Source organism: Legionella cherrii (assembly GCF_900635815.1).
In the GTDB taxonomy this organism is placed as follows: Bacteria; Pseudomonadota; Gammaproteobacteria; order Legionellales; family Legionellaceae; genus Legionella; species Legionella cherrii.
Map to the genome: position 1 here is coordinate 3,096,450 of NZ_LR134173.1, position 13,361 is coordinate 3,109,810.

Consider the following 13,361-nt stretch of genomic DNA (forward strand, 5'->3'; position numbering starts at 1 on the left):
ACTTATCCTTAAGTTTTTTATACTTGCACCATCATTTCTTTTTCCCATAAAGCGAGAAAAGATTTTAACTAGTTAACTATCGGTAACACACAATCAATTTAAACGCATTACACTGGTTACCAAAACACAACTCTTGACTTCCAATTGTTTTAGTAGCGCTTACTTGAGTTTCTTTCACAAAATATTTGGCTTGTAGAAACCCCATACGACTGCAAAAAGAATTAGCCGCTCGTGAACCACAGCCTTGTTTTTGGTCATAACACCAATCCACACGATAATCATTAAAACGAGGAACGGCAAACCGTTTTTCTCGATAATGATAAGGTTTGGGAGGGGTATGCGATAAGTTGGTGACACAAGCGATGGTCATAAACCCATTACACCGCCAACCTTTACAACTCTCGCCAGTTGATAGGTAATGGGTTAGCCCTGTATTGTAGGCAATTTCATTATCACTGGAATAATCGTAGCCCAGCATTTGACAATAACGATCTGCTACAATTTTGCCGCACTCTTTGCCATCTACGGTACAATAATCGAGACGCTCTCCAAGAAATGTAGGATGCCAAAAATTTCGAAAAGCTTTATTGTGCTTTCCGTTGGTATTTGAATGGCTCGAAAAGGAGCAAAATAAAAAAACTAAAAACATAACGTAACGAAAATTGATCATTAAAACAATCCTTTAGCGATTATCAAATCATGTTAGCTTATGAAGCCTACTGGTACAAGAGCTGCATGAGGGTAAATCACTATTGATTTATTAAATGTAGCACATTTCATTTCACTCGTTTTTCAATAATGATAATTTTTGATAAAAATAATTAGTCTGATAAAATAATGCCCATGAAAGCATTTTTGATACTTTTTTCAATGCTTATTGTGATATTCTCATATAAGATAAGCAACAAAATCAACGTCCTCAGTTTTGCGCCCACCTCAGCTGTTGGATCTACAAGTCAGTGCTCACAAAAAATCCCCCGTACCTGCTTTATTCGCTGTAATCTTGGCCAAGCCTATGCAATACCAGCAGTATGCAGCTTATTAAAAACATATTTACGTGTGGGTTTACTTTCATTTTTCCAATTTCTTCTCTGTCTGTGCGCCGGATTTAGTGCGCGTATCTACAAACCACCACGATCATTTTCCAATAATTAGCTCCTAGTTTAAGTCAATCGCAGTGATGATTATTTAATTATTGGTCCATTTTTATTGGAGAATTTTATGAAAAATTTATTCAAAATTATTTTATTGGTTATGGTAATTGTCTGTTATCCTCCCTTTTCATTCGCTTCAATGAGTGATGAAGATCATAACGAAAAAAATTATTTCCAATTTGTTATCCCCAAATACAATACAAGCAGGCAATCAGGACAAACAGTTAATATTTATGTGCGTTATGCCTATAAGAACAATCTACCAACTAACCAGTATCCTGATTATCGTATCTTACGTACAGCTGTTTTAAAATATATGGAGCCCTCTGAAGAGTTTCCTGCAGAAATATTTTGGGAGATTATAGCTACTGAAATGGGAAGAGATTTAATGAAAGACTTCCCATTAGATGGAGTAAGTATTCAGCTGGAAGTTCTGGATAACCAAAATCCCGACAGTTTTGAGCCTGGTGATCATGGGCCTACGTTTACTGTGGGTAATATAACGCCATTGGATGTTCATCATTAATTAAAAATGATTCTGTAATCTGAACAATTGTAGCCTGGGTTCAACATAGCGGAAACCAGGCTACAACTCTGTTTAGTTTTCCTTTCTAGCTTCAATAATGTTTAAATAGGATTATCACTGTCAATAAACAAGTGTTCCAACTCAAATTGAGAGGCTAGATGATTACCTAAGGCCTGAATCCCATAACGTTCTGTTGCATGGTGTCCACAAGAATAGTAATGAATGCCTAATTCTTTTGCTTGATAATACGTCCGCTCCGATATTTCTCCACTAATATATGCATCGACATCTAAACGATAGGCCTCCTCAATAAAATCTTGAGCTCCCCCACTACACCAGGCAATGTGAGTAATTGGCTTTTCCCCACCACAGATCAACAGAGGATCACGTTGTAATTTTTTTGCCAAGTACTCAGCAAATTCTGTCGGTTTCATGGTTTGATTTAACTTTCCCGACCATAGAAGATTATCCGTATTTCCTGCACGATGCGTATGCACCAAATCCACTTCAAATAATTTAGCCAAACATGCATTATTTCCAAGCTCAGGATGGCAATCTAAAGGAAGATGGTATGCAAATAAATTTAATTCATTGCACAATAATTTATAAATCCGTTTACGTTTCATCCCGATAATCATTGACGCTTCACCACGCCAAAAGTAGCCATGGTGAACCAACAATGCATCGGCGCTCCACGCAATTGCCTGGGAAATTACATCCTCAGAGGCCGTCACCGCAGTGCAAATTCGTTTAATATGTTCTTTACCCTCAACCTGCATTCCATTTGGAGCATAATCATTGTATCGACCACACTCTAAGAATTGATGCAGGTATAACGATAGTTCTTCTTTAGTAATCACCGGTCAGAAACTCGCTTGATGTCAGCACCTAATAAAGATAATTTTTCTTCGATACGTTCATAACCTCTATCCACATGATAAATACGCTCAACGGAGGTTTCCCCTTCAGCAACTAATCCAGCTAAAATCAAACTGGCTGAAGCACGTAGATCCGTTGCCATCACAGGTGCACCAGTTAATTTTTCAACCCCATTAATTAGTGCAGTATTTCCATTAAGTTGAATCTGTGCTCCCATGCGTTGTAGCTCTTGTACATGCATAAAACGATTTTCAAATATCGTTTCAACAATCGTTGAAGAACCAGCTGCTACGGAATTCATTGCCATAAATTGAGCCTGCATGTCTGTTGCAAACGCAGGATAAGGTGCAGTAGAGATATTTACAGCCTGAGGACGTTGATTGTGCATATTAAGACTTACCCAATCCTCCCCTATGGTTAACTCAGCTCCTGCCTCTTCAAACTTACACAATTGCGACAATAAGGTATCAGGGCGTACGCGTTTTACAGTCACATGACCTCGGGTTAGAGCGCCAGCTGCCAAGTAAGTACCCGCTTCAATCCGATCAGACATGACTGAATAAGTACCTCCCGAAAGAGATTCAACTCCTTCAACTTCAATGATTGAAGTTCCAGCCCCAGAAATTTTTGCACCCATTTGAATTAGAAAATTAGCAAGATCAACCACTTCAGGCTCACGTGCCGCGTTCTTGATAATGGTGGTCCCTTCAGCCAGAGTAGCGGCCATAAGTACGTTTTCAGTTCCAGTCACAGTAACGGTATCAAACATTAAACGCTTCCCTTGCAAACGACCACGTCTGCAACGAGCATTAATATAACCATTTTTTACTGTGATATCAGCCCCCATAGTTTTTTAACGCTTTTAAATGCAAATCAACAGGTCTTGTCCCAATAGCACATCCTCCTGGTAAAGATACATCCGCTTTACCAAATCGAGCGAGTAAGGGGCCCAATACTAAAATTGAAGCGCGCATTGTTTTAACTAAATCATAGGGGGCAACAAATTCATTCACTTGGCTTGCATCAACCTGAACATTCATTTTTTCATCTACGATCAAATGAGCTCCCAGTTGGCCTAATAACTCCATCATTGTCGTTATGTCTTTGAGATGAGGAACATTGGAAATGGTCACATGATCTCGAGCAAGCAAGCTTGCCGCCATAATAGGTAAAGCCGCATTTTTTGCTCCTGAAATGACAACTTCACCATTCAGTGCCTTACCACCGTTAATTAATAATTTATCCATGTTGCTTTCCCCATTCTTCTTTCGTCCACGTCTTCATGCTAATCGCGTGCAGCTTGCCAGAAGTAATTAACTCTTTCAGCTGGGCATAGACCCACTGCTGTCTTGCTACTTTGGATTTATTTAAAAAGACGTCACTTACTACGGTTATCTGATATTGATAACCATCCCCCTCCACTTTGATGTAGGAAACATCATCAATGGCTTTAAATTTTTGTTCAATTTCTTCATTACTTATCATTAAAATTAGCCCACAAATAGAAATAAATACAACTTTTGGCAACAAATTTGTCGAGGACGGCATATGCTTTCGTCGATGCTTTATCGCCCAAAATAAAAAAAAGAAAACCCGGGTTACGCTACGCATCACCCAGGCTACAATTTATAATTCTCAAAAAGTAACCATTTTCCAAAAATTGAGTATTACCACTGAATCATCAAAATTTATACGGCCTCCAAAATACCTTTAACACCACAAAATTCGGCTAAGGATTGGGTTTCAGCAGGAATTCCAATAATTTCAAATACCTTATTATTTTTTTTACATAATTTCCTGGCTTCGATAAGTAAAGCTAAACCAGCGCTATCACAATGCTTCACATCACTTAGATCCAAGCCAAATTTGCCACTTTTATCTTCCATCAAAGCTTGATAAAGCTTTGCTCGCACTGCAACAACAGATTTAAATGAAAGATCGAGGCCGGGTTTAAAATACACTGTACTCACAATTATGACGCCCTTTTAAGTTGCTTTTTTTCCATTAGCTTGATGACTTCATCAATACTGGAGTTCTGTAATGCTGCTGCAAACTGCGATCGGAAACTTTGCAGTAAGCTTACCCCTTCAACGCTAATATCATAAATTTTCCACTGACCATTTTTTGCAACAAGGCTATAGGACAAAGGGATATTTTGACCTTCAGCACGTACAATAATGCTATTAACCCGCAAAAAACGAGAGTTCAATGAGCCTCTTAAAGGCAAAAATTGTACGCTTTCATCGCTATACTGTGCTAAAGGGCTAGAATACGTACGAATTACGAGACGAGTGAACGCTTTTGAAAATTGCGTTCTTTGCGTATCGGTTGCCTTACTCCATGCTTGTCTACCTAAAACCGAACGTGACATCCCCGTTACATCAACAATAGGGAGCAAATTGGTTTCTACCGCCTTATAAATGACATCAGGATTATTTTTCAAACTCGACTTATTTTCTTTAAGCGTAGCGATGATGTTATTCGCAGTTTGCTCCAGCATGGGTATAGGAGAGTTTTGCGACGCATGCATTACAGGGGATAAAATGACGCTGACAACTAATAAAAATGTTTTTATTATTCTCATGTCTCTGACCTTATTTTTTAATGTTAAAGAGTAGTTGACCAATTAAATTTTCCAGAATAATCGCTTCTTGTGTTTTTCCAATCACGTCTCCATTTTGCAAATAAGGATGATCTTTATTCTCCTCATCCTCAAAACCAGGAACGATACTGATATAATTGGAACCAAGCAAACCCTCGGTCAAAATTCGTGCCGAAGCATCATCGTAAGGGATTTTTTTATCGCTACGTAAGCGCATAGTGACCTTGGCATTGAGTTCACCAGGTTGTAACTCAATATGAGTTACTTCTCCAATTTTAACTCCCGCTACTGTCACAGGCGCACGCACTTTTAAACCACCAATATCGGTAAAATCAGCCGTTACATCATAACTGTCATGAGCCATAAAACTTGAAAGATTACTTACTTTCATTGTCATGACCAATAAAGCCAATATACCAAGCAACATAAATAGCCCAACACTAAAATCTACATAACGTTGCTTACTCATTTACCAATCTCCAATCATCATTGCGGTCAACAAAAAATCAAGCCCTAATACAGCAAGCGATGAATAAACAACTGTTTTAGTCGTCGCCTGACTAATACCTTCTGCAGTAGGAACACATTCAAAACCCTGGAATACAGAAATCCAGGTTACAACAAAAGCAAAAACTAAACTTTTAATGATACCACTGAGTACATCAATACGGAAATCCACAGCTGCTTGCATGTTGGACCAAAAACTTCCTGCATCGACACCTAACCAGTGCACCCCAATAAAGTAACCACCAAAAATCGCTACAGCTGAAAAAATTAAGGCTAAAAGCGGCAAAGTAATAAAGCCTGCTATAAAACGAGGATAAATAACCCTACCCAAAGGGTCAACACCCATCATATCCATGCTGGATAATTGTTCTGTTGCTTTCATCAAACCAATCTCAGCAGTTAAAGCCGAACCCGCACGCCCTGCAAACAACAAAGCACTAATTACCGGTCCAAGTTCTCTTGAGATACTTAAAGCCAATAATTGCCCTAATTGGCTTGAAGCACCAAATTTTTGCAACGTATTATAACCTTGTAAACCGACAACCATCCCAATAAATAATGCAGAAACAACAATAATCAAACACGACAAAACACCCACGAAATAAATTTGATAGCGTAGCAAAGGCCAAAGCCTTGCAATACCAGGTCGTCTGAATAACATTAAAAACAAAAATAAGCCGGAAGTTCCCAAGTCTTGCAAAATCCGTGAACTACGATTACCGATACGCGTGATGAACTCAAGCATCTAATAGCTCCTCTAAATAGGATCTGGCAGGATAATGAAAAGGAACCACTCCATCCGCTTCGCCATGCATAAATTGTTTAATTTGAGGCTCTGATGATTGTATAAGTTCCTCGGGAGTGCCATGTCCTATGATTTTTCCACCAGAAATAAGATAAATATAATCAGCTATAGAACAGGTTTCTTCAACATCATGCGACACGATAATTGTTGTAGTATGCAGTAATTCATTTAACCGCTTGATCAAACGAACTAAAACACCTAAAGAAATTGGATCCTGGCCAGTAAACGGCTCATCATACATCATCAGCTCGGGATCCAGAGCAATAGTACGCGCTAAAGCAACTCGTCGGGCCATTCCTCCTGACAATTGATCAGGCATCAGATTTGAAGCCCCCCGCAGTCCGACCGCTTCTAATTTCATTAATACGATGTCTCGTAACATGGATTCATTTAACAATGTATGCTCACGCAATGGGAAGGCCACGTTATCAAATACAGAAAGATCAGTGAATAAAGCAGAGCTTTGGAAAAGTAAGCCCATATTACGCCTTGCGTCATACAAAGCCTTACGAGACAATTGGTGCACATTTTGACCATTGACATGAATCAAACCACTGTCAGGTTTTAGCTGGGCTCCAATTAACTGTAATAAAGTAGTTTTTCCAGAACCACTAGGCCCCATAATTGCAGTAATCTTGCCTCGCTTAACCACCATATCAATTCCATTGAAAATGCAACGGCTCTCGCGTGTGAAGCTAAGATTTTTGATTTCGACCCAATTTTCAGGCATTCTCACTTTTCCGGTTATAGCCAAAAGTAGAAGTATACCCAAGATAGATAAAAATGCTAAGCTAAAAATAGCATTTTAAAATATCTTGGTTAGATATACTCTATCGAAAAAAATGAAGTATCTAATCCTATTTATTCAAATGTTTTTTTGTTAGAATGAAAAATAAACAAAAAACATCGAATGACCTATGAATTTTTGTACACTTGGACTTGCTGTTATTGAAACCGAAGCACAAGCTGTTTTTGAATTATCCCAAAGAATTGATAACCGATTTGAAAAAGCTTGCGAACTGTTACTCGCTTGCAAGGGACGGATCGTAGTAACTGGTATGGGAAAATCCGGTCATATCGCGAATAAAATCGCTGCCACCCTATCCAGTACCGGAAGCCCTTCTTTTTTCATGCACCCTGGCGAAGCAAGCCACGGAGATCTCGGCATGATTACTCGACAAGATACAGTGATCGCCATTTCTCATTCAGGCAATACATTAGAACTAGTCACCCTGCTTCCTTTATTAAAGCGCATGGAGGTTCCATTAATTACCTTGACCGGGAATTCAGAGTCTACATTAGCGAAAGCAGCGGATGTGAATTTAGATGTCAGTATTAAACAGGAGGCATGCCCACTTGGCCTTGCTCCTACAACCAGCACTACTGTTGCTTTAGTTATGGGTGATGCATTAGCGATTGCTCTTTTGCAGGCCAGAGGATTTAGTGAAGAAGATTTTGCATTATCGCACCCCGGAGGTTCTCTAGGTAAACGACTTTTATTGCGTATCGATGAACTCTGCCATCATGGAGACCAACTCCCACTTGTTCATGAAAATGCAACGGTGAGTGAAGCATTAATTGAAGTAACCGATAAAAAATTGGGTATGACGTGTATTGTTGATAATAAAGGCTATCTAGTTGGAGTCTATACCGATGGAGACGTTCGGCGAACTTTAACGCGTCAATATGATATTAATACTACCCCAATTAAAGAGGTCATGACTCGTAATGCACGGACGATTCCTAAGGGAATGCTTGCTGCAGAAGCTTTGGCAATTATGCAAAAGCACAGTATTACTTCATTAATTGTCATTGACGACGAAAAGCGACCAACAGCCGTTCTTCATCTCCATGATTTATTAAAAGCAGGTGTTTTCTAAATGAACAAATTAATTGAACGAGCCAAAAACATTAAATGCCTTATCTGTGATTTGGATGGCGTTCTTACCGATGGCCTCTTATATATCGATAATCACTTTAATGAACTGAAAACATTCCACATTCAAGATGGAGTGGGCTTAAAATTACTCATGACTGCTGGAATCGAAGTAGCAGTTATTACGGGCTCGCGCAATGCAGTTGTAGATCATAGAATGCAGCAACTAGGTATAGTTCACTATTATAAAGATCAGTTTGATAAGCAAGAGACATACAAGCAACTAAAAGAGAAACTAAATCTTCAAGATGAACATTTTGCTTATATTGGTGATGATCTTCCTGATGCACCCATTATGCAACAAGTCGGTTTTAGTGTCGCAGTGGCCAATGCAGTAGATCAAATTAAAGAAATTGCTATGTGGCAGACAACCCTAACGGGAGGCCGAGGAGCAGTACGCGAATTATGCGACCTTATTCTTAAAGCACAGAATAAAATGGACTTGGCTATAGCAGGTTATCTAAAAAAATGAATGCAGCAAAACAACTCATGTGGCTTTTTTTTACTTTGATTCTCCTAGCCTGTTCAGGATGGTATTATGGCAGCCGCTCAACGACAATGATACGTCTGGATAGAGATACTTTAGCGAACTCGGTAGATACGACTATTTCTAATGTTACAGTGCGTCAGTTTAATCAACAAGGGATGCTGGCCAACATACTCACAGCCCCCCTCATGCAGCATATTCAAAATGGCAATATTTATTTATTTCAAAAACCGCATATTATAGTAAGTCAGGAAGAGCAAGCCCCTTGGGATATTAGTTCAAAAAAAGCTAAATCATTTGAAGGTGGCAAACGAATTACTTTTACAGGTAATGTCATAGTACGTCAGCAAAAAGGAAATAATTCACAAGAAAGTACTCTGAAAACAGAAGAAGTAACTTATTTCCCTAAAGAAAAGAAGGCCAGTTCCGATGTGCTCGTCACCTATGAACAACCAGGGAACATCATTCAATCGACTGGAATGAATGCTTACCTTGATGAAAAAAGAGTAGAATTACTTCACCAGGCAAGAGGCAGTTATGTTCCAGCGAATGGTTAACTACAGTCTAATCCTTCTTTTAATGTTTCTCTCCTCTATCGTATATGCTCTAACAGAGGATAAAGAGAAAATAATGCATGTCATGGCTGATACAGCGGATCTGAGTCAACAAGAACATAAAGGGATTTATACTGGCAATGTTGAATTAGTACAAGGAACAACAAATCTGCATGCGGCCAAAGCAGTGACTCTAGGAAATGAAAAAAATCAACTCGTTGTGGCCATAGCTAGCGGAACTACCGGAAAACAAGCCCATTATTGGACCACAACAGATCCCAAGAAGCCACCGGTGCATGCCTATGCAGATACTATTCGATATTATCCCTTACGTCATTTAATTGAGTTAATAGGAAATGCTCGAGTAGAACAAGGAGAAAACTCTTTCTCTGCTGCAAAAATAAGTTATGATACTGAAAAACAGCACGTATTGTCTCAGGGTAACAACAACCAAAGAATAACTATTATTTATCATCCAGAAAAGAAACCATCATGAACATCCTTGAAGCGCGAAATCTAAAAAAATCTTTTAAATCGCGAACAGTGGTTAATGGCATCAGCATCCATATTAAACAAGGTGAGTGTGTTGGCTTACTCGGTCCTAATGGCGCCGGAAAAACAACCTGTTTTTATATGATCGTTGGCTTGCAATCATGCGATGAGGGACAAATTTTCTTATCTGACCAAGACATAACTGCAAGTGCCATGCATCAAAGGGCGCGTTTAGGTATCAGTTATCTTCCTCAAGAAGCTTCTGTTTTCCGTAAACTTACTGTTGCGGAGAACATCATGGCTATTTTGGAGCTTAGAGCAGATTTAAATGAACAAGCTCGGGAAGAAAAACTGGATTTATTACTTCAAGAATTTCACATTACACATTTAGAAAAAAGCCTGGGTATGGCTTTATCTGGAGGAGAAAGACGACGTGTCGAAATTGCAAGAGCTCTTGCTATAGAACCTTCTTTCATTCTTCTTGATGAACCTTTTGCCGGAGTCGATCCTATTTCCGTTCTTGATATTAAAAAAATTATTCAACATTTGTGCCATAAAGGCATAGGCGTTTTAATCACTGATCATAATGTAAGAGAAACCCTAGATATATGCGAACGAGCCTATATTGTCAGCCAAGGAAAAACCTTGTGTGAAGGTAACCCTGAGATTATACTGGCCAATCAACAAGTCAGAGCTGTTTATTTAGGCGAAGAATTTACATTGTAACTTGGAACCCGTCATCCCTTCTTATACTCGGGATGACCAAATAAAACCGGATTCCGCTGCTACCGCAACCGGTATACATAATTGACTAACATTTTGATTTAATATGCTGCTCATTATCGACAATTATGACTCATTTACCTACAACCTGGTACAATATTTTCAATGTCTCGGCCAAGAAGTGTTAGTTTATACTCATGATCAAATCAATATAAGCCAAATAAAAGAACTTGCTCCAGACCATTTGGTAATCTCACCAGGCCCCAAAGCGCCAAATGATGCAGGGATTTCAATGGAAGCGATTCGCACGTTTTATCAAACCACCCCTGTATTAGGTATTTGCCTAGGACACCAAAGTATTGCTCAAGTTTTTGGGGGGCAAATAATACCTGCACCAGAAATAATGCATGGAAGAACATCAACCATAGAACATAACCAGAATGGAATTTTTAAAAATATTCCAAATCACTTCAAAGCAACCCGCTATCATTCATTAGCAGTAGAAAAAGACAGTCTTCCAGAATGCCTATCTATCGATGCCTGGGCAAATGATACAATTATGGCGATTTCACATCGTCAATACCCTGTTTTTGGTCTACAATTCCATCCAGAAGCAATATTAAGCCAGTATGGCCTGCAATTATTAGAGAATTTTTTACAATATGAAACCCAATCTCCTTTTTGAACACCTGATCGCTAAAAAAAGCTTAAGCCCAGAACAAATGCATAAAGTCATTCATGCGTGTATGTCAGGTGAATATAATGATGCACAAATCGCAACATTTTTAGCCCTCATGCGGATGAAGGGTGAAACCACAGAGGAATTAATCGCTGCAGCGGAGGTTATGCAGCAATTGGCTCATCCTATAGAGCTCGGTTCGAATCTGATTGATATCGTTGGCACCGGCGGTGATGGAAAAAATACATTTAATGTATCTACGGCATGTAGCTTTGTAGTGGCAGCGGCAGGTTTTCCCGTCGCAAAACATGGAAATCGCTCTGTTTCGAGTCGTAGTGGAAGTGCCGACCTATTAGAACAGGCAGGTTTCATATTGACTCTTACCGATCATCAAGTCCAAACGTGTATCCGACAATGCGGTTTGGCATTTTTATTTGCCCCCCACTACCACCCTGCCATGCAATACGCACGAACTGCACGACAACAATTGGGTATTCGAACTTTTTTCAATTTATTAGGCCCCTTAATTAACCCAGCTCGAGTAAAGAAACAAGTCGTAGGTGTATTTTCAACAGCATGGCAACAACCCTTAGCTGCAGTTCTTGCTCATTTGGGAAGTGAACGAGCTTTAGTAGTCAGCTCTCAAGATGGATTAGATGAAATCAGTGTTGCAGCACCTACAGATGTAATTGAATATCGGGAAGGAACTTTTAATCATTGGATAATTAGTCCAGAAAACTATGGCCTAGAGCGCCATTCTTTAGATGATGTGATTGTTGATTCACCACGTCAAAGTTTAGAATTTATTCAGGATGTATTTTCTGGAAAACAAGGAGCGGCACGTGATATGGTTTTATTAAATTCCGCTGCAGCGATTTACTGTGCTGACGAAAATACTTCTTTTGCGGAGGCATTAGAGCAAGCGGCGATCGCAATAGATAGCGGCAAAGCCAATCAATGTTTTACTCAACTTAGTCAACTAACTCAAACTTTAAATAAAGAATCGCATCATGAATAGTGTATTACTACGTATTTCCGAACGTAAGCAGGAAGAAGTTGCTCTGGCCAAAAAAAACAAACCGTTAAATTGGTTGGTACAACAACCCATTATGGATCGACGAGATTTCGTTACTGCGTTGACCATAGATCAAGCCCCGGCAATTATTGCAGAAATTAAACGCGCCTCCCCTAGCAAAGGGTTAATCAGAGAAGATTTTAATGTAGAGGAGATTGCAACAATCTATGCACAACACGGGGCACGTTGCCTTTCTGTTCTTACTGATGTTGATTTTTTTCAGGGTCACCCTGATTATTTAGCTCAAGCAAAAAATCATTGCAAATTACCGGTACTCCGCAAAGACTTTATAATTGATCCCTATCAAATTTATGAAAGCCTGGCATTAGGCGCGGATTGTATCTTACTGATTGTTGCCTTACTTGATGATATCCAACTTGCTGATTTTTGCCAATTAGCGCATGAACTGCAAATGGCGGTACTGGTAGAAAGTCATAGCAAAGAAGAACTGGAACGCGCACTGCGTTTGCCTACGCCTTTAATAGGTATTAATAATCGTAGCCTTCATACGTTTAACACAGACATTCGACTCAGTATCCAGTTAAAACAATACATTCCTCAAGACAGAATAACCATTACTGAAAGTGGTATTAATACACATACAGATATCGATTTGATGCAATCTCACGGAATTAATACATTTCTTATTGGAGAGAGTTTAATGAGGGCTAAAGACATAGGGAAAGCCTTAGATCTGCTTATAAATGGGCACTAATAGTGTATAGGGCGTTGTGCCTGGGTGAATACGAGAAAAACCCCTCCCCCATTTGTGGGAGAGGAACCGGGCTGAGGGTCCACTAACCGAATCAATTACCCTCATCGGACCTAATGGGCACCTTCTCCCTGCGGGGAGAAGGGATATTCACCTAACTAAATGGCAATGGGTGAGAGCTTAAGCTTTACCAAATACAACCTTTCGGTACGTGAGACACGATACAAAGG

General features: G+C 39.4%; 17 protein-coding genes and 1 pseudogene. 9 read left to right on the plus strand and 9 right to left on the minus strand.

All coding sequences use genetic code 11. The annotated features are described in order from the left end of the window. Nucleotides 1-76 precede the first annotated feature (76 nt). Nucleotides 77-670 (minus strand): hypothetical protein, encoded by a 594-nt coding sequence (locus EL022_RS13150; RefSeq protein ID WP_028380134.1) that lies wholly within the window; start codon nt 668-670, stop codon nt 77-79. 551 nt (nt 671-1,221) lie between these two features. On the opposite strand from EL022_RS13150, the gene EL022_RS13155 reads away from it, so the two are divergent. Beyond that, on the plus strand, nt 1,222-1,680 hold the full coding sequence (locus tag EL022_RS13155; RefSeq protein WP_028380133.1) for a hypothetical protein: 459 nt from the start codon (nt 1,222-1,224) through the stop codon (nt 1,678-1,680). 101 nt (nt 1,681-1,781) lie between these two features. Here EL022_RS13155 and EL022_RS13160 read toward each other — a convergent pair whose 3' ends face one another. The 8 genes and pseudogenes from EL022_RS13160 to EL022_RS13195 all read right to left on the minus strand — a co-directional run bounded on the left by EL022_RS13160 (nt 1,782) and on the right by EL022_RS13195 (nt 7,203). After that, complete coding sequence (locus EL022_RS13160) at nt 1,782-2,540, minus strand: Nif3-like dinuclear metal center hexameric protein (RefSeq protein ID WP_028380132.1); 759 nt, start codon at nt 2,538-2,540, stop codon at nt 1,782-1,784. Continuing rightward, nucleotides 2,537-3,806: pseudogene (gene murA, locus EL022_RS13165) on the minus strand (UDP-N-acetylglucosamine 1-carboxyvinyltransferase). Before murA ends, EL022_RS13160 begins: the two are co-directional and overlap by 4 nt. Beyond that, nucleotides 3,799-4,044, minus strand: a complete 246-nt coding sequence (locus EL022_RS13170) for a BolA family protein (protein WP_028380130.1) — start codon at nt 4,042-4,044, stop codon at nt 3,799-3,801. Before EL022_RS13170 ends, murA begins: the two are co-directional and overlap by 8 nt. A 203-nt stretch (nt 4,045-4,247) precedes the next feature. Further along, complete coding sequence (locus EL022_RS13175) at nt 4,248-4,529, minus strand: STAS domain-containing protein (RefSeq protein WP_028380129.1); 282 nt, start codon at nt 4,527-4,529, stop codon at nt 4,248-4,250. Between the two features lie 2 nt (nt 4,530-4,531). Continuing rightward, nucleotides 4,532-5,143 carry an MlaC/ttg2D family ABC transporter substrate-binding protein gene (locus EL022_RS13180; RefSeq protein WP_028380128.1) on the minus strand — a complete coding sequence of 204 codons (612 nt, stop codon included), beginning with the start codon at nt 5,141-5,143 and terminating at the stop codon, nt 4,532-4,534. A 10-nt stretch (nt 5,144-5,153) separates the two neighbouring features. Beyond that, nucleotides 5,154-5,630 carry an outer membrane lipid asymmetry maintenance protein MlaD gene (mlaD, locus tag EL022_RS13185; RefSeq protein WP_028380127.1) on the minus strand — a complete coding sequence of 159 codons (477 nt, stop codon included), beginning with the start codon at nt 5,628-5,630 and terminating at the stop codon, nt 5,154-5,156. Next, nucleotides 5,631-6,413 (minus strand): lipid asymmetry maintenance ABC transporter permease subunit MlaE, encoded by a 783-nt coding sequence (gene mlaE, locus EL022_RS13190; protein ID WP_028380126.1) that lies wholly within the window; start codon nt 6,411-6,413, stop codon nt 5,631-5,633. It lies immediately after the preceding gene. Continuing rightward, the gene (locus tag EL022_RS13195) at nt 6,406-7,203 is read right to left on the minus strand and encodes an ATP-binding cassette domain-containing protein (protein ID WP_028380125.1); all 798 of its coding nucleotides are present in this window, start codon (nt 7,201-7,203) and stop codon (nt 6,406-6,408) included. The genes mlaE and EL022_RS13195 overlap by 8 nt, the downstream gene beginning before the upstream one ends. 187 nt (nt 7,204-7,390) lie before the next feature. Between EL022_RS13195 and EL022_RS13200 the strand changes: the two genes are divergently transcribed. From EL022_RS13200 to trpC, 8 genes are all read left to right on the plus strand, one after another. Continuing rightward, nucleotides 7,391-8,353 carry a KpsF/GutQ family sugar-phosphate isomerase gene (locus EL022_RS13200; RefSeq protein WP_028380124.1) on the plus strand — a complete coding sequence of 321 codons (963 nt, stop codon included), beginning with the start codon at nt 7,391-7,393 and terminating at the stop codon, nt 8,351-8,353. Continuing rightward, nucleotides 8,354-8,881, plus strand: coding sequence for a 3-deoxy-manno-octulosonate-8-phosphatase KdsC (kdsC, locus tag EL022_RS13205; protein WP_028380123.1), 528 nt, complete (start codon nt 8,354-8,356; stop codon nt 8,879-8,881). Continuing rightward, nucleotides 8,878-9,453 carry an LPS export ABC transporter periplasmic protein LptC gene (gene lptC / locus EL022_RS13210; RefSeq protein WP_028380122.1) on the plus strand — a complete coding sequence of 192 codons (576 nt, stop codon included), beginning with the start codon at nt 8,878-8,880 and terminating at the stop codon, nt 9,451-9,453. Before kdsC ends, lptC begins: the two co-directional genes overlap by 4 nt. Then, nucleotides 9,434-9,946: a lipopolysaccharide transport periplasmic protein LptA gene (gene lptA / locus EL022_RS13215; protein ID WP_028380121.1), complete on the plus strand. Its 513-nt coding sequence runs from the start codon at nt 9,434-9,436 to the stop codon at nt 9,944-9,946. Before lptC ends, lptA begins: the two co-directional genes overlap by 20 nt. Beyond that, entirely contained in the window at nt 9,943-10,668 is a 726-nt protein-coding gene (gene lptB / locus EL022_RS13220) for an LPS export ABC transporter ATP-binding protein (RefSeq protein WP_028380120.1), read from the plus strand. The genes lptA and lptB overlap by 4 nt, the downstream gene beginning before the upstream one ends. A 103-nt stretch (nt 10,669-10,771) precedes the next feature. Further along, nucleotides 10,772-11,350 (plus strand): anthranilate synthase component II, encoded by a 579-nt coding sequence (locus EL022_RS13225; protein ID WP_028380119.1) that lies wholly within the window; start codon nt 10,772-10,774, stop codon nt 11,348-11,350. Further along, nucleotides 11,328-12,362 (plus strand): anthranilate phosphoribosyltransferase, encoded by a 1,035-nt coding sequence (gene trpD / locus EL022_RS13230; RefSeq protein ID WP_028380118.1) that lies wholly within the window; start codon nt 11,328-11,330, stop codon nt 12,360-12,362. The genes EL022_RS13225 and trpD overlap by 23 nt, the downstream gene beginning before the upstream one ends. Then, nucleotides 12,355-13,134, plus strand: coding sequence for an indole-3-glycerol phosphate synthase TrpC (trpC, locus tag EL022_RS13235; RefSeq protein ID WP_028380117.1), 780 nt, complete (start codon nt 12,355-12,357; stop codon nt 13,132-13,134). Before trpD ends, trpC begins: the two co-directional genes overlap by 8 nt. Nucleotides 13,135-13,361: the final 227 nt, after the last annotated feature.

Excerpts from the sequence above, each read along its gene's own strand:
- EL022_RS13150 (WP_028380134.1), bottom strand. The coding sequence starts at position 670 with ATGATCAATTTTCGTTACGTTATGTTTTTAGTTTTTTTATTTTGCTCC.
- EL022_RS13155 (WP_028380133.1), top strand. The coding sequence starts at position 1,222 with ATGAAAAATTTATTCAAAATTATTTTATTGGTTATGGTAATTGTCTGT.
- EL022_RS13170 (WP_028380130.1), bottom strand. The coding sequence starts at position 4,044 with ATGATAAGTAATGAAGAAATTGAACAAAAATTTAAAGCCATTGATGAT.
- EL022_RS13180 (WP_028380128.1), bottom strand. The coding sequence starts at position 5,143 with ATGAGAATAATAAAAACATTTTTATTAGTTGTCAGCGTCATTTTATCC.
- mlaD (WP_028380127.1), bottom strand. The coding sequence starts at position 5,630 with ATGAGTAAGCAACGTTATGTAGATTTTAGTGTTGGGCTATTTATGTTG.
- mlaE (WP_028380126.1), bottom strand. The coding sequence starts at position 6,413 with ATGCTTGAGTTCATCACGCGTATCGGTAATCGTAGTTCACGGATTTTG.
- EL022_RS13195 (WP_028380125.1), bottom strand. The coding sequence starts at position 7,203 with ATGCCTGAAAATTGGGTCGAAATCAAAAATCTTAGCTTCACACGCGAG.
- EL022_RS13200 (WP_028380124.1), top strand. The coding sequence starts at position 7,391 with ATGAATTTTTGTACACTTGGACTTGCTGTTATTGAAACCGAAGCACAA.
- kdsC (WP_028380123.1), top strand. The coding sequence starts at position 8,354 with ATGAACAAATTAATTGAACGAGCCAAAAACATTAAATGCCTTATCTGT.
- lptC (WP_028380122.1), top strand. The coding sequence starts at position 8,878 with ATGAATGCAGCAAAACAACTCATGTGGCTTTTTTTTACTTTGATTCTC.
- lptA (WP_028380121.1), top strand. The coding sequence starts at position 9,434 with ATGTTCCAGCGAATGGTTAACTACAGTCTAATCCTTCTTTTAATGTTT.
- lptB (WP_028380120.1), top strand. The coding sequence starts at position 9,943 with ATGAACATCCTTGAAGCGCGAAATCTAAAAAAATCTTTTAAATCGCGA.
- EL022_RS13225 (WP_028380119.1), top strand. The coding sequence starts at position 10,772 with ATGCTGCTCATTATCGACAATTATGACTCATTTACCTACAACCTGGTA.
- trpD (WP_028380118.1), top strand. The coding sequence starts at position 11,328 with ATGAAACCCAATCTCCTTTTTGAACACCTGATCGCTAAAAAAAGCTTA.
- trpC (WP_028380117.1), top strand. The coding sequence starts at position 12,355 with ATGAATAGTGTATTACTACGTATTTCCGAACGTAAGCAGGAAGAAGTT.